The sequence below is a fragment of the Bradyrhizobium rifense genome (genome assembly GCF_008123425.1).
Classification (GTDB): Bacteria; Pseudomonadota; Alphaproteobacteria; order Rhizobiales; family Xanthobacteraceae; genus Bradyrhizobium; species Bradyrhizobium rifense.
Genome location: NZ_VSSS01000042.1, coordinates 87,611 through 106,105, shown reverse-complemented (window position 1 = coordinate 106,105; position 18,495 = coordinate 87,611). Strand labels below are relative to the sequence as shown.

The following is an 18,495-nucleotide window of genomic DNA, read 5'->3' as shown; positions in this document are numbered from 1 at the left end:
CGTATAGGACTTTGCGAAACGGAGCATGACGTGGCGAATTCCCCGGGCGATCCGCAGGTGATCGTGCCAAATCTGCACAGGCGCTATTCCGGGGTCACCGCGACCAACCGGATGGTCGCGCCGCGGCTGGCAAAACTCTATCGCGCGGCATGGTTCGGCTCGGACGCGCCGGAGGGGATTTCGCGGCTGAGCGTCGCCGATGTCCTGAAACTATGGCGCCGCAAGTCGCCTTTGATCTGGCATGCGCGCCGCAATAACGAGATGATCGCAGGCGTCGTGCTGCGCGCACTGGGCTGGCCGCTCAGGCTGGTGTTCACCTCGGCGGCGCAGCGGCATCACAGCTGGATCACGCGCTGGCTGATCCGGCAGATGGACGCGATCATCGCGACATCGGACATCTCGGCCTCGTTCCTCAAAGTGCACTCGACGGTGATTCCGCACGGCGTCGACACCGATGTCTACGCGCCGCCCATCGATCGCGCTGCCGCCTTCGCGGAAAGCGGCGTGCCGGGCCGTTACGCCATCGGCTGCTTCGGCCGCGTGCGCGCGCAGAAGGGCACGGATGTATTCGTCGATGCGATGTGCCGATTGCTGCCGCGCTATCCGGATTTCACGGCGGTCATCGTCGGACAGGTCACGGCCGAGCAGACGCCGTTTGCGAACGATCTGAAGAAGCGCATCGAAGCAGCCGGCCTGCAAGCGCGCATCGTCATCACCGGCGAATTGCCGATCGAAGAGGTGCAGCGCTGGTATCAGCGGCTGACGATCTACGCCTTCACCTCGCGCAACGAAGGTTTTGGCCTGACGCTGATCGAGGCGATGGCAGCCGGCAGCGCGCTTGTCGCTGCGCGCGCCGGTGCGGCCGAGCTCGTCGTCGAGGATGGTGTGAGCGGCATGCTGATCCCGACAGGTGATGCGCAAGCGCTGGCGGCAGCGCTCGAGCCGCTGATGCGCGATGTGGCTGTGGCAACCGCGATGGGCGAGCGCGGTCGCGAACGCGTGCTCGACAAGTTCAGCCTCGATGCCGAGGCGGCGCGGATCGGCGAGGTCTATCGTCCGTTGCTCTGAGCAACCGCGGACAAAAGACGCGAAAACAACCCCATGCACAGTAGCCCGTGGCAGCAAAATCAACGGCTTGCCGGGCGGCCGCGTGGCAGATGCGGATTTTACGAATTTTATTTGACGCGTCGGGCAAAACACCTCTAGAGTGCCAACATCGCGAGGTATCGATAAAGACGTCCCGCAGCCCTCTATACCCGCCCAGTCTTCGCCAGCACCCCCGCCACGAACGCGTCGAGGTCGCCGCCCGGAAACAGAAAGCCCGGCAGACCGAGCGCTTGCCCTGCCTCGATGTCCCGGGCCTGATCTCCGATCACAAAACTGCCGTCGAGCTGCACGGGCCAGTGCTGGACGAGATCGCGCAACATGCCGGGCGCGGGCTTGCGCCAGTCATGCTCCCCGATGTAGCCGGCGACCGTTCCTTGCGGATGATACGGACAGAAGCGGATGTCATCGATCCCAGCGCCGTCGCGGGCGAGCTCGTCGCGCATCCAGTCGTGTAGCCGGTTCACGTCAGCTTCGGTGAAGAGGCCGCGCGCGACGCCGGACTGGTTGGTGAAGACGAACACAAAATAGCCGGCCTCATTGAGACGGCGGATGGCGCTCGCGACGTTGGGCATCCAGCGGATGCGGTCTCGCGTGCCGATATAGCCATCCTCATGGTTGATGACGCCGTCGCGATCGAGGAATGCGGCGGGCTTCGCCGCGCGGCCGTCAGACATTTGCAAGTCCCTGCGTCCTCGCAAGCACGTCTCTTGCGATCTCGACCAAATCCTGCGCCGCGATGTCACGCATGCAGCGGTGGTCGTTCATCCGGCAGATCGTGCTCTGGCAAGGCTGGCAGGCGAGCACACTCTTGTTTTGGACCACGGTCGCGGCGAGGCCGTTGAGGGGCGCCCACAGATAGGGGCTGGTCGGGCCGAAGATGCCCATGGTGGGCGTGTCGAGCGCGGCCGCGATATGCATCAGGCCCGAATCGTTCGAGATCGCGACGCCGGCCGCGGCCATGGCGAGGACGCCGTTGCGCAGATCGTTGCCGGTGAGGTCCCGCACCCCCGGGCCACCGGCTGCGACGATTTCCTGGGCGAGGCCCTTTTCCGCGGGGCCGCCGACCACCCAGACCTCGAGCCCGCGCTCGACCAGCAGGCGGGCGGCCTCCGGATAATAGGTCCAGCGTTTTGACGCCCCGACCGAGCCGGGGGCGAGCGCGACGGCGGCTCCGGCGCTGAGGCCATTGGCCTGCCGCCAGCGGGCGATCTCGTCGGCCGGCACCCGCAATTGCGGCACCGGCCATTCCGCCGGCAGGGGGGCGCCGTCGGGCCGGGCCAGCGCGGCGTTCTTGTCGATGAAACGGGGCAGCTTCTTCTCGCCCCAGCGCCAGCGGTTGAGCAGGCCAAACCGGAATTCGCCGACAAAGCCGACCCTTTCAGGGATGCCGGCTAGCGCCGGCGCAATGGCCGCCTTCCAGGTCCGCGGCAGCACCAGGGCGGTGCCGTAGTTCCGCTCGCGCAGGAGCCGCGCCAGGCCGAACTGGCGGCCGACGGCGAGGCGGCTGCGGGGCAGATCCCAGACGAGCCCAGTGCGTACGCCGGGCATGTAAGCGACCAGCGGGGCGCACAGGGACGTGGTTAGGAGATCGACCGGCCGATTCGGCCATCGCTCGTTGAGCACCCGGACAACGGTGTGATTCCGGACGAAATCGCCGATCCACATATAGGGGACGATCAGGATCGGGCTTGTGTCGCTCCGATCCTCACTTCCGCCAAATTGTGAATCTATATTCATTCGTTAATTGTGCCGCGGGCGCTTTGATGTGGCGGTTCGGTTAGCCGCTCCCGGCCGGCAGGTAAAGCCGCAGAAGCGGGATCCCAAAATGCTTACACTTTGGCAGATGATGCGCTAGGGCAGGTATCGGGGCCGCAAAAATCGGGCAGGGTGGTTGGAATGTTGCTGGTGACCGGCGGGGCCGGTTTTATCGGATCGAATGTCGTCGCGGCGCTGAACGGCGCTGGCCGCAGCGACGTCGTGGTCTGCGATCTCCTCGGTCGCGACGGCAAATGGCGCAATCTCGCCAAGCGGCAGCTTGTGGATATCGTTCCCCCGGCCGAGCTGCCTGACTGGCTGAAGGGCCGCAAGTTAGATGCCGTGATCCATCTCGGGGCGATTTCCGAGACCACCGCGACCGACGGCGATCTCGTGATCGAGACCAATTTCCGCTTCTCGATGCGCCTGCTCGACTGGTGCACGGCCAACGCGGTTCCGTTGATCTACGCCTCGTCGGCGGCGACCTATGGCGACGGCGCGGAAGGCTTTGACGACGATGCCTCGCTGCCGGCGCTGAAGAAGCTGCGGCCGATGAATCTCTACGGTTGGAGCAAGCAGCTGTTCGATCTCGCGGTCGCCGGTCGCGCAGCGAACGGCGATCCGCTGCCGCCGCAATGGGCGGGCCTGAAATTCTTCAACGTGTTTGGCCCGAACGAATACCACAAAGGCACGATGATGAGCGTGCTGGCGCGCCGCTTCGACGACGTCAAAGCCGGCCGCGTCGTGCAGCTGTTCAAGTCGCATCGCGACGGCATCGCCGACGGCGACCAGCGCCGTGATTTCATCTATGTCGACGACGTCGTGCGCGTGATCCTGTGGCTGCTGGCGACGCCTGCGGTGTCGGGGCTGTTCAATGTCGGCACCGGCAAGGCGCGCAGCTTCCGGGACCTGATGCTGGCTGCCTATGCCGCGCTCGGCACCAGGCCCAACATCGACTATGTCGACATGCCCGAGCAGATCCGCGGCAGCTATCAATATTTCACCGAGAGCAAGGTCGATCGTCTCCACCGCGCCGGCTATAACGGCGGTTTCACGACGCTCGAGGACGCGGTGAAGGCCTATGTCGCCGATTATCTCGACCGGCCCGATCGCTTCCGTTAAGGCCTATTGACCATGCCGACGCCCCTTCTCGATTTCGATGCCCTCGCTCAAGCCATCTCCGGCCGCACCGTGCTCTGCATCGGCGACATCATGCTGGACGAGTTCGTCTATGGCGAGGTGTCGCGGATTTCGCCGGAAGCGCCGACCCCCGTCATCGTGGCCCAGCGCAGCGAGATCCATATCGGCGGCGCCGGCAACGTCGCGCGCAATATCGCTTCGCTCGGTGCACGCTGCGTCTTCGTCGGTCTCGTCGGGGAGGACGATGCGGGGGCGCGGCTCAAGGCCACGCTGGCGGACCATGCCGGCATCGAGAGCGCGCTGGTGTGCGACCCGTCGCGGCCGACCACGCGAAAAGTCCGCTTTGTTTCCGAGCATTTCTCCACGCATATGCTGCGCGCGGATTGGGAGCAGGCGCAGCCTGCCTCCGATGAAATCGAGACGAAGTTGATCGAGGCGATCGTGCCGCAGATCGCGCGCGCCGATATCGTGCTGCTGTCCGACTACGCCAAGGGCGTGCTGACCGCGCGCGTGATCCGCCATACCATCGATGCCGCGCGAAAGCTCGGCAAGCCCGTGATCGTCGATCCCAAGAGCCTGAACTGGGCGATCTATCGCGGCGCCACGCTGCTCACGCCCAATCGCAAGGAATTCGCGGAAGCCACCCGCAGCCGCGCCGACACGCCGCAGAGCATCGTCGATGCCAGCGAGGACGTGATGCGGCTGGCCGATTGCGAGGCGATCCTGGTCACCCAGGGCGAGCACGGCATGACGCTGGTTCCGCGCAAGGGCGAGGCCGTCCATGTTCCGGCGTTCCCGGTGAAGGTGCGCGACGTCTCCGGCGCCGGCGACACCGTGGCCGCGGCGCTCGCGGTCTCGATCGCGGCCGGGGCGGACTGGGACACGGCGCTGCGCATGGCGAGTGCGGCCGCCGCGGTCGCGGTCGGCAAGCAGGGCACCGCGAGCGTGAGCGCGGCCGAGCTGCGGCGAAGGATTCTGCCGCATGCCACTCTCGCGGCCGAGGAGAAGGTCGTGAGCGCACCGGAGGGGCTGGACGCCCAGCTCGCCGAATGGCGCGGGGAGGGCTTGCGCGTTGGCTTCACCAATGGCTGCTTCGACATCCTGCATCCCGGCCACGTCAAGGTGCTGACCGCGGCGCGCGCCGCCTGCGACCGCCTGATCGTCGGCCTCAACAGCGACGCCTCGGTGCGGCGGCTGAAGGGCGCGGATCGCCCGGTCCAGGACGAGCGGGCACGTGCCGAAGTGCTGGCCGCGCTCGAAGCCGTCGATCTCGTCGTCATCTTCGAGCAGGACACGCCGATCGACCTGATCACGCGCATCACGCCGAGCGTGCTGGTCAAGGGCGGCGACTACACCCGCGAGCAGGTGGTCGGCCACGAGGTCGTCGAGGCCGCCGGCGGAACGGTCGTGTTGATCGACATTCTCAAGGGTTTCAGCACGACCGCGCTGGTTCATCGCGCGCGCGGAGAGACGAAGTGATGGAGCTCGCGCGGGAATCGATGTGGGGGACGACGCTCCGGCGCCTGCGCAGTCCGGCGGCATGGTCCGAGACGGTCGATCTGTTTGCCATCCTGACCGCGGCCTCGCTGCCGTGGTCGACGTCGCTGGCGGCGATCTTCAATGTCGCGATGCTGGCTTGCATGGTGCCGTTTCTCGACGTCAGGGACTTCCTGCAGTCGCTGAAGCGACCGGTCTGTGCGCTGCCGATCGCGCTGTTCGTGCTCGCGCTCGTCGGCACGCTGTGGTCGGAGGCGTCCTGGGGCGCGCGGTTCTACGCCGTGAACCCGACGACGAAGCTGCTGGTGCTCCCGGTCCTGATCTATCATTTCGAACGCTCGTCGCGCGGACACCTTGTGTTCATCGCGTTTCTGGTGTCCTGCGCGCTGCTGTCGGTGATGTCATGGCTCGTGTTTCTCCATCCCACGTTCTCGCTGAAGCCGCCCGAGGAACCCAATTCGCGCGGCATCTTCGTGAAGAACTACATCGACCAGAGCCAGGAATTCACGCTGTGCGCGGTCGCGCTCGCGTTTCCGATCGTGAAGCTGCTGCAGCGGAACAGGGGCTGGCTGGCCGCCCTGCTGGCGGCGATCGCGCTCAGCTTCTTCGTCAACATGGCCTTTGTGGTGATCTCGCGCACCGCACTCGTGACCGTGCCGATCATGCTGGCGGTGTTCGGGCTGCTGCATTTGAAATGGCGCAGCGTCCTCATCATCTTCGTGGCTCTCGCGGCCCTCGCGGCGCTGGCATGGCAGACTTCGTCGAAGCTGCACACGACGATTGAGACATTCTCCGTGCAGTACGAGCTGTACAGGGACAGGGGCATTCCGACATCGATCGGACTTCGGCTCGAGTTCTGGCGCAAATCGCTGGGTTTCTTTGCCGAGGCGCCGGTCGTCGGTCATGGAACCGGCTCGACGCGCGGCTTGTTCGAGCAGGCTGCGACCGGCGGCCCTTACCAGGCCTCACGCGAGGTGATCGGCAATCCCCATAACCAGACGCTGAACGTGGCCGTGCAATGGGGCGTTGTCGGCATTATCATCCTGTATGCGATGTGGGCGGTGCATCTTCTCCTGTTCCGCGGCGACGATCTCGCCAACTGGATCGGGCTTTTGGTCGTTGTGCAAAACGTGTTCACCTCGCTGTTCAATTCCCATCTTTTCGACTTCCACGAAGGGTGGATGTATGTGCTTGGTGTCGGCGTGGCCGGCGGCATGGTGCTCAATTCGCGCCGGAACGGCCGGAGCCCGGGAGAGGCTCGCAGCTGAGCTTCGGGGCGCTGGCAAGTCCCGGGCAGATGGGCTATCAGCGCGGTCAGGTTGTGTGGAAGAACTGGATATAGTCAGCCGGCAGATGACCCGTCTATCGCATCTTACCTTGCGCAATTTCCTGATCGCGCTTCACGACGTGGTGGCCACGGCCGCGGCCCTGTTCGTTGCGTTCTATCTGCGCTTCGAGGGTGGCGCGGGCTTCACAGCCCGCTTGCCGCTGCTGCTGCAGATCCTGCCCTATTTCCTCGCCTTCAGCGTGGTCGTCTTCTACGTCTTCAACCTGACGACCACGAAGTGGCGATTCATCTCGCTGCCCGATGCGCTGAACATCATCCGCGTCGCCACGGTGCTCACCGTCGCGCTTCTCGCGCTCGACTACATCTTCGTCGCACCGAACGTGCACGGCACCTTCTTTCTCGGCAAGATCACCATCGTCCTCTATTGGTTCCTGGAAATCTCCGCGCTGAGCGCATTGCGGCTGGCCTATCGCTATTTCCGCTACACCCGCGTGATGCATCACGTCAGGACCGAAAATGCCGCGCCGACGCTCCTGATTGGGCGCACCGCCGATGCCGAGGTCGTGCTGCGTGGCATCGAGAGCGGCGCCATCAAGCATCTGCGGCCGGTCGGGGTGCTGTCGCCGTCCCGATCCGATCTGGGCCAGCTCATCCGCAACGTGCCGGTCGTGGGCGCGACCGACGACATCGAGGACGTCATCGCCAGTTTCGCCAAGCGCGACAAACCGATCGCCCGGGTGGTGATGACGCCGTCCGCCTTCGAGCCGGATGCGCATCCCGAATCCGTGCTGATGCGGTCGCGGCGGCTTGGCCTGATCGTCAGCCGCCTGCCGTCGCTCGAGCAGGGGGATATGCCGCGGCTCACCTCGGTTGCGGTCGAGGACCTGCTGCTGCGGCCGAGCGAGACGATCGACTATGCGCGTCTCGAGGCCCTGATCAAAGGCAAGAGCGTCATCGTCACCGGCGGTGGCGGCTCGATCGGCTCGGAGATCTGCGAGCGCGTGGGTGCGTTCGGCGCGGCGCGTCTGCTGATCGTCGAGAACTCGGAGCCGGCCCTTTATGCGGTCACCGAGACGCTCGCCGCGCGCGGTTCCGGCGCCGAGATCGAGGGCCGGATCGCCGATATCCGCGACCGAGAGCGCATCACGCGTCTGATGGCGGAGTTCAAGCCTGACATCGTGTTCCATGCCGCGGCGCTCAAGCATGTTCCGATCCTGGAACGGGACTGGAGCGAGGGCGTCAAGACCAATATCTTCGGTTCGATCAACGTGGCCGATGCCGCGCTCGCGGCAGGCGCCGAGGCCATGGTGATGATCTCGACCGACAAGGCGATCGAGCCGGTCTCGATGCTCGGTCTGACCAAGCGATTCGCCGAGATGTATTGCCAGGCGCTCGACCACGACCTCGTGGCGCAGGGCGGCGGCAGCAAGCCGGCGATGCGCTTCATCTCGGTCCGGTTCGGCAACGTGCTGGCGTCGAACGGATCGGTCGTGCCCAAGTTCAAGGCGCAGATCGAGGCCGGCGGTCCTGTTACCGTGACGCACCCCGACATGGTCCGCTATTTCATGACCATCCGCGAAGCCTGCGATCTCGTCATCACGGCGGCCACCCATGCGCTCGGCGCCAGGCGTTTCGACGTTTCGGTCTACGTGTTGAACATGGGCCAGCCGGTGAAGATCGTCGATCTGGCGGAACGGATGATCCGGCTCTCGGGCTTGCAGCCCGGCCACGACATCGAGATCGTGTTCAGCGGCATGAGGCCGGGCGAGCGGCTGAACGAGATCCTGTTCGCCTCCGAGGAGCCGACCGTCGATATCGGGGTCGCAGGCGTCATGGCGGCGAGGCCGAACGAGCCGCCGATGCAGACGCTGCGCAAATGGATCTCCGCGCTCGAGCTCGCCATCGCGCATGACGATCGCGCCACTATCAGGACCATCCTGAAGGATGCCGTTCCGGAGTTCAGCGTCAACGCGAGCGCTGCATCTTGAGGGACGCCGGCGAGCGGAGTTGAAAGATTCGCCGGGCAAAGCGCAGGAAGAACGCGGCATCGACGACCGGCGCGTTCAGATGCTGCCGGCGCGACCGCAGGCACTCCAGATTGGCACGCAAGGTTACGCGCCAGCCGCGGGTGCTGATGCCGCCCATCTGGAAATCGGCGATGACGCGCTGAAGGTAGGCGACCCTGTAGTCGTTCAGCGCCAGCGCACGCAGCATGTAATCGTAGTCGGCGGTCGTGATGTAGCTCAGATCGTAGTCGCCGACCGTCTCGGCGACCTGGCGCCGCATGTAGAACGTCGGATGCGGCGGGACCCAGCCGAGCTGAAACGAGTAGCGACCGTAGTGTCCGCCACGCCAGGCCCGCACGAGGGTCTTGGATTGGTGATCGGTGACCATGTCGAGGTCGCCATAGACGACGTCGGCCTGTTCCAGCGCCGCCGCGATGGCGGCCAGCGCGCTGTCGTTGTGGAACGTGTCGTCGGAATTGAGGAATCCGATCGCGTCGCCCTTGAACAGATGTAGCCCCTTGTTCATGGCGTCGTAGACACCCTTGTCGGGCTCGGAGATCACGCGGATATCGCTGGAGCCGAACGACTCAACGATCTTCAGCGTCGTATCCTTCGAGGCGCCGTCGACCACCAGCATCTCCTTGTCGGGATGTGTCTGGGCGAGGAAGGATTCGATGGTGGCGCCGATCGTCGCCTGGGAGTTGTAGCTGGCAGTGATGACGCTGATCTTCATTCCGGATCCGTGATGCTACGCGCCGGAGATTATAGGAAACAACCCCGAAGGTTGATAGATAACTGCTGCGGTCGCGGTGCGTCCGTGCCGACCTTGTGAACCCTTATTCACGCTCCCCAATCGACGCCGAGCCCTGCGCGGCTTTTTCCGCGCTGAGGATCCAGACCAGGCCGCCGAATGCGCCAACCATGAAGGAGACTGCGCCGAACAGCAGCGAGACGTTGACGCCTTCATTGGCCGCCAGCCCGGCGAAGCCGAAGGCGAGCCCCATGCTTGCCTCGCGCACGCCCCAGCCGGCGATCGAGATCGGCATCAGTGTGATCAGCATCACCGGCGGCACCAGCAGGAAGACCTGCGCGAAGCTGACCGGTGCTGCGATCGACTGCACCACACACCAGGCGATGACGACGGCAAGCACGTGAACCAGCAGCGATAGGATCGCGATGACAGGTCCGCGCGTGCGGTTGAAGATCACGCGGTTGGCGATCACGGCGCAAGCGTGGATATGGTGGGTGGCCCACCAGGTCTTCAGCCACGACCATTTCAGCGCGCCGAAGATCAGGAAGCCGATGCCGCCGGCCAGTGCTGCGAAGTCGACGAGCAGCAGCGCCGAACGGCCGTGCGGATCGGTGATGAGCGTGTAGCTCCAGGGCAGGCTCGCGACGATGAGGATCGCGAGCGCAACGAGGCCGATCGCGCGATCGACGAAGATCGAATAGGTCGCCGCACGCCATCCGGCACCGGCGCGCGCCACCAGCCAGAGCCGGACCGCATCGCCGCCGATCGCGGACGGCAAGGTCTGGTTGAAGAAGGAGCCGATCACGTTGTAGCGCATGGCCCGGCCGATCCCGAGCGGCGCGCCGCATGCGGCACTGACCTCGCGCCAGCGCAATACGCCGACGAAGATCTGAAGGAACGTGACCGCGATTGCCATGCCAATCCAGAATAGGCTGGACACGGTGAAGCGCGAGAACAGTTCGGACAGGTTGACCTTGCGCAGCGCCAGATAGAGCAGCGCCGCCGAAATCACGATCTTGGCTGTCGACAGAAGGATTCGGCGCATTTCACCCGCTTCAACAGGGTTTCGGGGCAACCCGACGCGACGCGCCGAATTCGGCCGCTTTGGTATGGTTTTGGCGCCGATCTTGCAATAGCCGTTATAGGAAGCGGTTATGAACCGTGCGGGCTATTGCGCCCCCTCGATACCGGCTAAGAGGCGTCGCGGGCTGGCTTTGGGGATCGCTTGGGAACAGGATGACGGATCGGGCGATTTTGGTCACGGGTGCCGCCGGTTTCATCGGCTTTCACGTCGCCCGGCAGCTGCTGGCCGAGGGGCGGTCCGTGGTCGGGCTCGACAATCTCAACAGCTATTACGATCCGGCGTTGAAACAGGCGCGTCTTGCGCAACTCGGCAACGAGCGCCGTTTCTCCTTTGTCCAGGCCGATCTCGCCGATCGCGAGACGATGATGGCGCTGTTTGCGCGGCATCGCTTTCCGGAGGTCGTGCATCTCGCCGCCCAGGCCGGCGTGCGCCACTCGATCGAGCATCCGCAGAGTTACGTCGATTCCAATCTGCAGGGCTTTCTCAACCTGATCGAGGGCTGCCGGAATTGCGGTTGTCGTCATCTCGTCTACGCCTCGTCATCGTCCGTTTATGGCGCCAACACTAAACTGCCGTTTTCCGTGCAGGACCGGACCGATCATCCCGTGAGCTTCTACGCTGCGACCAAGAAGGCCAACGAGGTGATGGCGCAGTCCTACAGTCATCTCTACCGGCTGCCGGTCACGGGCTTGCGCTTTTTTACCATCTACGGCCCGTGGGGACGGCCTGATATGGCCATGTTTCTGTTTGTAAACGCCATCATGGCGGACCAGCCGATCCGGCTCTTTAACCATGGCAAAATGCGCCGCGACTTCACCTATATTGACGACGTGACCCGTGTAGTATCCAAGCTGATTGATCTTGTGCCTGCGGACAATCCGGCTGCCGCAAATGCGCCGTCTCGGGTCTACAATGTCGGAAATCACCGCCCCGAAGAGCTGATGCATGTCGTCGGACTTCTCGAGCGGGAGCTGGGTCGGACGGCGGTCAAAGAATTGCTGCCGATGCAGCCGGGAGACGTGGTGGAAACGTTCGCGGATGTCGAGGATTTGATGCGCGACACCGGCTTTGCACCGTCAACGCCGATCGAGCACGGGGTCCACAATTTTGTCACCTGGTATCGCGACCACTACAAGGTTTGAAATGACGATGGACAAACGCATTATCCCCCTGATCATGTGCGGCGGCGCCGGCACGCGGCTGTGGCCGGCTTCGCGCGAGGTGCGCCCAAAGCAGTTCCTGCCGCTGTTCGGCGCGCGCTCGACCTTCCAGGACACGCTCTCGCGCGTCTCGGATGCCTCGCTGTTCGATCGCCCCATCGTCATCACCAACGCGTCCTATCGCTTCATCGTGCTGGAGCAGCTCGCCGAGATCGGCATCGAGGCCGACGTGATCCTCGAGCCGATGCGGCGCGACTCCGGTCCCGCGATCGCCGCAGGTGCTGCGTTCGCGCAGAACCGCACCAGTGAAGCGATCGTGCTCGCGCTCGCTGCCGACCATGTGGTGCAGGACAATGCCGCCTTCGTCGCGGCGTGCCGCGAGGGCCTGGTTGCCGCGTGCACCGGGCGCATCGTCACCTTCGGCGTCAAGCCGGAGCGGCCGGCGACCGAATACGGCTATATCAGCCCGGGTGAGGTGATCTCCGGCGAGGTGCACGCGGTCGCGCGCTTCGTCGAGAAGCCGGATGCCGTGAAGGCCGCCGACTACGTCAATTCGGGCTATCTCTGGAACAGCGGCAACTTCATGTTCCCCGCGGCCCTGCTGCTCGACGAATATCGCAAGGTTGATGCGGCAAGCGTGGAGGCGGTGTCCAGTGCGGTCACGAACGCCGGCCGCGATCTCGGCTTCGTGACGCTGGAGCCGCAGGCGTTCGGCGCCGCGAAGGCGATCTCGATCGACTATGCGGTGATGGAGAAGACTTCGCGCGCAGCCGTGGTGCCGGTGTCTTGCGGGTGGTCCGACGTCGGCTCCTGGCACGCGGTGTGGGAATTGTCGGACAAGGACGCGCAAGGCAATGCCGCGCACGGCACCGCGGTGTTTGAGGACTCCCGCAATTGCAACGTCACCAGCGATTCCGCGCTGGTCGCGCTCGAAGGCGTCGACGACCTTATCGTTGTTGCGACTGCGGATGCAGTCCTCGTCTCGCGCCAGAAGGATGCCAACGGACTCAAGCGGCTGGTCACAAAACTCAAGACAGTCGCGCCGAAGGTGACCGAGGAGCATCTCAAGGTGCATCGCCCCTGGGGCAGCTACCAGTCGGTCGACAATGGCGAGCGCCATCAGGTCAAGCGAATCGTGGTCAAGCCGGGCGGGCGGCTGTCGCTGCAGAAGCATCACCACCGTGCCGAGCACTGGATCGTGGTCCGTGGTGCCGCCCGCGTCACCGTGAACGAGACCGTGAAGACGGTGCACGAGAACGAGTCGATCTACATCCCGATGGGCGCGGTCCACCGGATGGAGAATCCCGGCAAGATCATGCTGGAACTGATCGAGGTCCAGACCGGCTCCTATCTCGGGGAAGACGACATCATCCGGATTGAAGACGACTATCAAAGGTCGTAACCAGCAAACTCCGAATCACGGGATCCGGGCCTGAAAAGTCCGCTTTAGGCGGCTTAAGGCCCGGAGAACGTGTAACTTTTTGAATCAAATCGTGTCCGGGCAGTTTGGCCGGCATTCGCCACAAATGTGGCACCCGTGCTAGAAGCGGCCCGGGGATTTGCGTTGAATCGGGGTTCGATCAGATGAGTTCCAAAGGGTCACAACCGGCACAGGCCGGCCTGCGCGTCGGCGTCATCGGCGCGGGCGTGATGGGCAGCAACCATGCGCGCGTGCTGAGCGGTCTGCCCGGCATCAGCCTGGTCGGCGTGGTCGATCCCTCGCCGGCGCATCGTACGCGCGCGATGGAACTCGCCAATTGCGCGAGCTTCGAGACGCTCGACGAGCTCCTCACTGAGGGCGTCGATGCCGTCACCATCGCGGCGCCGACCCATCTGCATCACGAGGTCTCGCTCGCCTGCATCGCCAAGAACATCCATGTGATGGTCGAGAAGCCGATCGCATCCACGGTCGCGGAAGGCCGCGAGATCGTCGCCGCCGCGCAAAAAGCCGGCGTCACGCTGATGGTCGGCCATGTCGAGCGCTTCAATCCGGCGGTCGCCGCCGTCAAGCAGGCCATCGCGGGCGAGGACATCCTCTCGATCGCGATCACGCGCGTCGGCCCGTTCCCGCCGCGCATGTCCAATGTCGGCGTCGTCATCGATCTCGCCGTGCACGACATCGATCTGATCCGCTGGTTCACCGAATCCGACATCGTCGAAGTGCAGCCGCAGCTGTCGAGCGCGGTCGCCGAGCGCGAGGACATTGCGCTGCTCCAGTTCCGCACCGCCAACGGCGTGCTTGCGCACATCAACACCAACTGGCTGACGCCGTTCAAGGCGCGCAGCGTCACGGTCGCGACCCGCGGCAAATACGTGATGGGCGACCTGCTGACGCGCCAGGTCACCGAATGCTTCGGCTTCAAGCCTGATGGCAGCTACTCGATGCGGCATCTGCCGGTCGGCCATGACGAACCGCTCCGCGCCGAGCTGATCGCCTTCCTCAAGGCCGTGCGCAACGGCGAGACGCCAGCGGTCACCGGCGACGAGGGCGTCGCCAGCCTCGAGATCGCGACGCAGTGCCTCGAGACGCCGTCGCGGCCCGCAGCCAGCTCGCCCGCCCGCAAGGGCCCGCGCCGCGTCGCCGGCTAAAACCCTTTCCATGTCGACCACGCAAGAAGGCGCCAAGAACCGGACCATGAACCAGCATCTGCGTTCCGAACCCATTCCCTTCATCGACGTCGCCTCGCAGCGCGTCCGGCTCGGCGCCTCGCTCGATGCCGCGGTCAAGCGCGTGATGGACCATTGCCAGTTCGTCAACGGACCCGAAGTCGCGGAGCTCGAGAAGCAGCTCGCGGCCTATTGCGGCGCCAAGCACGTCATCGGCTGCGCCAGCGGCACCGATGCGCTTCTGATGGTGCTGATGGCGAAGAATGTCGGTCCCGGCGATGCCGTGCTGTGTCCGTCGTTCACCTTCATCGCGACCGCGTCGCCCGCGGCGCGGATGGGCGCGACGCCGGTCTACGTCGATGTGGACGAAGCGACCTTCAACATGAGCCCGGAGTCGCTCAGGCGCGCCATCGCGGCCGCGCGCAAGGCTGGCCTGAAGCCTGTCGCGGTCATTCCGGTCGATCTGTTCGGGCAGCCTGCCGACCACGATGCCATCGCCGAGATCGCAAAGGCCGAAGGCCTGTTCGTGATCGATGATGCCGCGCAAGGTTTTGGCGCCAGCTACAAGGGTCGCAAGCTCGGCACCTTCGGGCTGGCCACCACGACCAGCTTCTTCCCGGCAAAGCCGCTCGGTTGTTTCGGCGACGGCGGCGCGATCCTCACCGATGACGACGAGCTCGCGGCCACGCTGCGCAGCATCCGGGTGCACGGGCAGGGCGTCGACAAATACGACAACGTCCGCCTCGGCCTGACCGGCCGGATCGACACCATGCAGGCCGCGATCCTGATCGAGAAGCTGAAGATCTTTGACGACGAGATCGCCGCCCGCAACAAGGTCGCCGAGCGCTACGCGCGGGGCCTGTCCAACGTCGTGACCGTGCCGCGTCTGGCGCCGGGCAATACCTCGGTCTGGGCGCAGTACACCATCCGCCTCCCTGAGGGGACCGACCGCGATGGCTTTGCCGCCGCGCTGAAGGCGCAGGGCGTGCCGACCGCGATCTATTATGGCAAGTCGATGCATCAGCAGACCGCCTACAAGCAGTATCCGGTCGCCGACGGCGGCCTGCCTGCTTGCGAGAGCCTTTCGCAGGACGTCATCAGCCTGCCGATGCACGCCTACCTGACCGAAGCCGATCAGGAGCGAATCATCGCGGCCGTGCGCGGCGCGCTGTCGGCCTGACCTGCCCTGATTTTGCAGCGAGCAGTCTCTTCCTCTAGAAGGGACGCATGCTCGGACGCATTTTCACGGTCGGTGGTTATACGCTGCTCTCGCGGCTGACGGGATTTGCCCGCGACATCATGCTCGCGGCGATCCTCGGCGCCGGCCCCGTGGCCGACGCCTTTTTCGTGGCGCTTAGGCTGCCCAATCATTTCCGCGCGATCTTTGCCGAGGGCGCCTTCAACGCCGCCTGGGTGCCGGCCTATGCCCACGTCCATGGCGAGCGCGGGGAGGGGGCGGCGCGGCTGTTTGCGGACCGCATCTTCACGCTGCTGCTGGCCTCGCAGGTGGTGCTGCTGATCGTCGCCTGGCTGTTCATGCCGCAGGCCATGAGCATCCTTGCGCCCGGTTTCAGCGAGGATGCCGAGCAGCGCAAGCTCGCGATCGAGCTGACCCGGATCACCTTTCCCTATCTGCTGCTGATCACGCTGGTGACGCTTTATGGCGGTATGCTCAATGTGATGCAGCGCTTTGCCAGCGCCGCCGCCGCCTCGATCTTCCTCAACGTCGCGATGATGATGACGCTGGCGCTCGCCGCCTGGTTTCCGACAGCCGGCCATGCCGCCGCCTGGGGTGTGCTGATCTCGGGCTTCCTGCAATATTTTCTGCTGGCAGGCGACCTCGCCCGTCATGGCGGCCTGCCGCGCTTCGCGCCGCTCAAGCTCGACGAGGACGTCCGCGGCTTCTTCAGGGCACTGGGACCAGCGACGCTGGGCTCGATGGGCACGCAGGTCGCGCTGTTCGCCGACACCATCATCGCGACCTTCCTGCCCGCGGGCGCGCTCTCGGCGCTCTATTATGCCGACCGACTCAACCAGCTGCCGATCGGTGTCATCGGCATCGCGATCGGCACGGTGCTGCTGCCGGAGATGTCGCGGCGGATCACGGCCAACGACCATGACGGCGCGATGAAGGCGCAACGCCGCGCCTTCGATTTCACGCTGCTGTTCTCGGTGCCGTTCGTCGCGGCCTTCCTCACCGTGCCCGACGAGATCATGCGGGCGTTGTTCGCCCGCGGAGCGTTCTCCAAGGCCGATGCGGTTGCCGCAGGCAGCACGCTCGCGGCCTATGCCATCGGGCTGATCCCCTTCGTGCTGATCCGCAGCGCGGTCGCGACCTTCTATGCGCGCAAGGACACCGCGACGCCGGTTCGCGCCTCGCTGTCGGGCATCGCGGTCAACGTCGCGCTGAAACTCGCCCTGATGGGATCGTTCGCCCAGATCGGCCTGGCGCTCGCAACAGCCGTCGGCGTCTGGACCAATCTGCTGCTGGTGCTGTTCTTCGCCGTGCGACGAGGCTTTCTCGTGCTTGATCGTGCCTGGCTGCTGTCGCTCGGCAAATTCCTGCTGACCGGAATTATCCTGGCGGCCGCTTTCTGGCTGATCGCACGCTTCAGCGCCTCAGGGTTAGGCGCGATGCACTTCCGGGACGAAATGACTCTGGTGCTGCTGGCCGTCGGCGGCGCCATCGTCTATGCGCTCGCGATCCTGGTATTGTTCGGCCGCAACTGGCTGGTCCCGCTGGTGCGTGGTTAGAGCAGATATCAGCCGGCGCTGTTAACAACTGCCCGGCTTCTCCACGTCTCCGCAAGGAGGCGTGCCGCGAGCGCGCCTGCGCGAATCGAAGGGGCTTCGATGAACCGATACGCCAGTGCTGCGATGCCGATCGCCGCGACAAGTGAGGTCACCATCACGAACAGATTGCCCCAAATCTGTGTCGGTACGATCGAGCCACAGTTAACCGCGACCAGGGCACAGACATAAAAGATCGGCCAGTGCACGAGGTAGAGGCTGAACGAGATTCGTCCAAGGAAGCGGAGCGGCGCGGTCGTTGTCCACCGCAGCATGTCGCGCGACGACACCACCGCACCCATCATCAGCGCGGCTGCGGTGGCCGAAACCAGCACAATGCCCACCGTATAGAACTCATCGTAGGAGCCGGCTATCTCCAGTCCGACCAGGCCCGAGATGAACGCGACCGTGGCAAGCTGCCTTCGACCAGCGAGCAGCGCGGCAAACTCCTTGACGAGAAAACAGCCGAAATAGAACCACAGCAGCGTTCGGTAAGGGCTGCTCGTGAGCAGGATCGTGACCGCGGCGAACAATGCCCAGCGCCATCGTGGTTCAATCCTGCCATGCGCAGCGACCACGAACGGCAACATCATGGATCCCAACAATTCGGGAAACAGCGTCCAGGTCGGACCGTTCACCCGATTGGAGCCAAGCAGCAGATTGTCCCACAGATCGTGCCAGGTCGGTTGCGGCCAGAACAGGTGCTGGAAGCCGGTTGTGAGCCCGGCCGGGGCGGGATCTAGGCGCAAAAGGCGCTCGCAGGCGAAAGCGAACACGACCGCTGCTGCAAACGCTGGAATCAGCCGGAACAGCCGCCGCGCCAGGTAAGGCGCGATTGCAAGGTCGCGCTCCAGCGAGGCCCCGAGCACATAGCCGCTGAGCACGAAGAAGAACATCACGGCCGCGGCCGGATTGGCGGCCAGCAGCAGCGTGTCAAAGAAAACCGATTGGGGATTGCTCGCAAATACGTGCGTCGCGTGGAATACGCATACCGTCAGGCAGGCGAGGCCGCGCAGGGATTCCAGCCGAGGGTCAAATGGCGAGGCGGGCGAGGCGTCCACCCTTGTAAGTAGGGGCATGGTCATCGGCCAGGCGCGGCCCCGGACGTGTGCGCCCGCGATTCGCGATCCACGTTGGCGAGATGATGCTCTCGCGGGGTCCGTTCCGCGACCTCGGATCGTTGGAGGCTGCTGACGCCCGGCCTTGCAGCCGCAGAGCTCAAAACATCCCTGATCATACGAGGTGCCCATTCTCACTGGGACCTCACTAAACCATAGGGTGTATCGCGCGGGTTAAATTAAACGTACAAC

At 64.7% G+C, this 18,495-nt stretch carries 15 protein-coding genes; 10 read left to right on the top strand and 5 right to left on the bottom strand.

The genetic code is table 11. The features are described from left to right. Positions 1–30 precede the first annotated feature (30 nt). Positions 31–1,068: a glycosyltransferase family 4 protein gene (locus tag FXB40_RS27505; protein WP_148775264.1), complete on the top strand. Its 1,038-nt coding sequence runs from the start codon at positions 31–33 to the stop codon at positions 1,066–1,068. Between the two features lie 182 nt (positions 1,069–1,250). On the opposite strand, the gene FXB40_RS27500 is transcribed toward FXB40_RS27505, so the two are convergent. Together FXB40_RS27500 and waaF are read right to left on the bottom strand one after the other, a co-directional pair. Continuing rightward, positions 1,251–1,781 carry a D-glycero-alpha-D-manno-heptose-1,7-bisphosphate 7-phosphatase gene (locus FXB40_RS27500; RefSeq protein ID WP_148775263.1) on the bottom strand — a complete coding sequence of 177 codons (531 nt, stop codon included), beginning with the start codon at positions 1,779–1,781 and terminating at the stop codon, positions 1,251–1,253. Next, entirely contained in the window at positions 1,774–2,844 is a 1,071-nt protein-coding gene (waaF, locus tag FXB40_RS27495) for a lipopolysaccharide heptosyltransferase II (protein ID WP_148775262.1), read from the bottom strand. The genes FXB40_RS27500 and waaF overlap by 8 nt, the downstream gene beginning before the upstream one ends. Positions 2,845–3,003: 159 nt before the next feature. Here waaF and rfaD point away from each other — a divergent pair, with 159 nt between their 5' ends. From rfaD to FXB40_RS27475, 4 genes are all read left to right on the top strand, one after another. Then, positions 3,004–3,984: an ADP-glyceromanno-heptose 6-epimerase gene (gene rfaD / locus FXB40_RS27490; RefSeq protein WP_148775261.1), complete on the top strand. Its 981-nt coding sequence runs from the start codon at positions 3,004–3,006 to the stop codon at positions 3,982–3,984. A gap of 12 nt (positions 3,985–3,996) precedes the next feature. After that, a complete protein-coding gene (gene rfaE1, locus FXB40_RS27485; protein ID WP_148775260.1) occupies positions 3,997–5,481 on the top strand; it encodes a D-glycero-beta-D-manno-heptose-7-phosphate kinase in 1,485 nt (494 codons plus the stop codon). Continuing rightward, positions 5,478–6,767, top strand: a complete 1,290-nt coding sequence (locus FXB40_RS27480) for an O-antigen ligase family protein (RefSeq protein WP_430648160.1) — start codon at positions 5,478–5,480, stop codon at positions 6,765–6,767. Before rfaE1 ends, FXB40_RS27480 begins: the two co-directional genes overlap by 4 nt. A gap of 85 nt (positions 6,768–6,852) precedes the next feature. Beyond that, on the top strand, positions 6,853–8,775 hold the full coding sequence (locus tag FXB40_RS27475; RefSeq protein ID WP_148775259.1) for a nucleoside-diphosphate sugar epimerase/dehydratase: 1,923 nt from the start codon (positions 6,853–6,855) through the stop codon (positions 8,773–8,775). Here the strand turns inward: FXB40_RS27475 and FXB40_RS27470 are convergent. Together FXB40_RS27470 and FXB40_RS27465 are read right to left on the bottom strand one after the other, a co-directional pair. After that, positions 8,753–9,526: a glycosyltransferase family 2 protein gene (locus FXB40_RS27470; protein ID WP_148775258.1), complete on the bottom strand. Its 774-nt coding sequence runs from the start codon at positions 9,524–9,526 to the stop codon at positions 8,753–8,755. The two genes, FXB40_RS27475 and FXB40_RS27470, sit on opposite strands and share 23 nt — an antisense overlap. A gap of 103 nt (positions 9,527–9,629) precedes the next feature. Then, a complete protein-coding gene (locus tag FXB40_RS27465) occupies positions 9,630–10,589 on the bottom strand; it encodes a lysylphosphatidylglycerol synthase transmembrane domain-containing protein (protein ID WP_148775257.1) in 960 nt (319 codons plus the stop codon). Positions 10,590–10,780: 191 nt separating this feature from the next. On the opposite strand from FXB40_RS27465, the gene FXB40_RS27460 reads away from it, so the two are divergent. The 5 genes from FXB40_RS27460 to murJ all read left to right on the top strand — a co-directional run bounded on the left by FXB40_RS27460 (position 10,781) and on the right by murJ (position 17,149). Next, positions 10,781–11,770 (top strand): SDR family NAD(P)-dependent oxidoreductase, encoded by a 990-nt coding sequence (locus FXB40_RS27460; RefSeq protein ID WP_148775256.1) that lies wholly within the window; start codon positions 10,781–10,783, stop codon positions 11,768–11,770. A gap of 7 nt (positions 11,771–11,777) precedes the next feature. Beyond that, positions 11,778–13,190, top strand: a complete 1,413-nt coding sequence (locus FXB40_RS27455; protein ID WP_187437181.1) for a mannose-1-phosphate guanylyltransferase/mannose-6-phosphate isomerase — start codon at positions 11,778–11,780, stop codon at positions 13,188–13,190. Between the two features lie 182 nt (positions 13,191–13,372). Further along, positions 13,373–14,377 carry a Gfo/Idh/MocA family protein gene (locus FXB40_RS27450; RefSeq protein ID WP_148775254.1) on the top strand — a complete coding sequence of 335 codons (1,005 nt, stop codon included), beginning with the start codon at positions 13,373–13,375 and terminating at the stop codon, positions 14,375–14,377. A 10-nt stretch (positions 14,378–14,387) separates the two neighbouring features. Further along, positions 14,388–15,575, top strand: coding sequence for a DegT/DnrJ/EryC1/StrS family aminotransferase (locus FXB40_RS27445; RefSeq protein ID WP_283812953.1), 1,188 nt, complete (start codon positions 14,388–14,390; stop codon positions 15,573–15,575). Positions 15,576–15,622: 47 nt separating this feature from the next. After that, positions 15,623–17,149 carry a murein biosynthesis integral membrane protein MurJ gene (gene murJ / locus FXB40_RS27440; protein WP_148775253.1) on the top strand — a complete coding sequence of 509 codons (1,527 nt, stop codon included), beginning with the start codon at positions 15,623–15,625 and terminating at the stop codon, positions 17,147–17,149. An 8-nt stretch (positions 17,150–17,157) separates the two neighbouring features. On the opposite strand, the gene FXB40_RS27435 is transcribed toward murJ, so the two are convergent. Then, positions 17,158–18,246: an acyltransferase family protein gene (locus FXB40_RS27435; protein ID WP_187437180.1), complete on the bottom strand. Its 1,089-nt coding sequence runs from the start codon at positions 18,244–18,246 to the stop codon at positions 17,158–17,160. Between the last annotated feature and the right edge of the window lie 249 nt (positions 18,247–18,495).

Coding starts and splice junctions, on each gene's coding strand:
- FXB40_RS27470 (WP_148775258.1), bottom strand. CDS start 9,526: ATGAAGATCAGCGTCATCACTGCCAGCTACAACTCCCAGGCGACGATC.
- FXB40_RS27460 (WP_148775256.1), top strand. CDS start 10,781: ATGACGGATCGGGCGATTTTGGTCACGGGTGCCGCCGGTTTCATCGGC.
- FXB40_RS27450 (WP_148775254.1), top strand. CDS start 13,373: ATGAGTTCCAAAGGGTCACAACCGGCACAGGCCGGCCTGCGCGTCGGC.
- rfaD (WP_148775261.1), top strand. CDS start 3,004: ATGTTGCTGGTGACCGGCGGGGCCGGTTTTATCGGATCGAATGTCGTC.
- FXB40_RS27465 (WP_148775257.1), bottom strand. CDS start 10,589: ATGCGCCGAATCCTTCTGTCGACAGCCAAGATCGTGATTTCGGCGGCG.
- FXB40_RS27500 (WP_148775263.1), bottom strand. CDS start 1,781: ATGTCTGACGGCCGCGCGGCGAAGCCCGCCGCATTCCTCGATCGCGAC.
- murJ (WP_148775253.1), top strand. CDS start 15,623: ATGCTCGGACGCATTTTCACGGTCGGTGGTTATACGCTGCTCTCGCGG.
- waaF (WP_148775262.1), bottom strand. CDS start 2,844: ATGAATATAGATTCACAATTTGGCGGAAGTGAGGATCGGAGCGACACA.
- FXB40_RS27455 (WP_187437181.1), top strand. CDS start 11,778: ATGGACAAACGCATTATCCCCCTGATCATGTGCGGCGGCGCCGGCACG.
- FXB40_RS27475 (WP_148775259.1), top strand. CDS start 6,853: ATGACCCGTCTATCGCATCTTACCTTGCGCAATTTCCTGATCGCGCTT.
- rfaE1 (WP_148775260.1), top strand. CDS start 3,997: ATGCCGACGCCCCTTCTCGATTTCGATGCCCTCGCTCAAGCCATCTCC.
- FXB40_RS27445 (WP_283812953.1), top strand. CDS start 14,388: ATGTCGACCACGCAAGAAGGCGCCAAGAACCGGACCATGAACCAGCAT.